This window comes from Vibrio sp. Y176, assembly GCF_033438945.1.
On record NZ_JAWOQS010000973.1, the window covers coordinates 1 to 558 of the forward strand.

Sequence of the window (558 nt, forward strand, 5' to 3'; positions counted from 1 at the left end):
ACACGATTCGTCATCAGGTTGGATGGAAATTTTCTCTGGTCGAATAGACAAGGTTGTGTGCTCGCCGTTTTGGGTCACTCGAACCGGTTTGGCAACGAAGTGAGCGGGGCCGACCTGGACTTGGCATCGCTCTGATTGCCACTCTTTTACCACACCAGAAAGCTGATTATTTTCACCAATAAACTGAGCGACGAACGCGTTACTCGGAGATTCATACAGTTCCGTTGGCGGGGCAAGTTGCTGCACTTCGCCTTGATTAAAAACTGCGATTCGGTCAGACATAGTGAGCGCTTCATCTTGGTCATGCGTGACATACAAAATCGTAATGCCGAGCTTTTCGTGCAGGTGTTTAATCTCCATCTGCATTTGCTCACGAAGTTGCTTGTCCAACGCGCCCAAAGGCTCATCCATCAGGACGAGTTTCGGTTCAAACACAAGCGCCCTCGCTAACGCGACACGTTGTTGCTGCCCACCAGATAACTGCTTTGGATAACGACTGCCAACGTGCCCCAACTCGACCATGTCCAGTGCGCTCTGTACTTTATTTTGAATGGTTTG

General features: G+C 49.8%; 1 protein-coding gene. It reads right to left on the minus strand.

All coding sequences use genetic code 11. The features are described 5' to 3' along the window. A partial coding sequence (locus tag R7O13_RS29705; RefSeq protein ID WP_318305571.1) for an ABC transporter ATP-binding protein occupies nucleotides 1-558 on the minus strand: 558 nt, incomplete at both ends.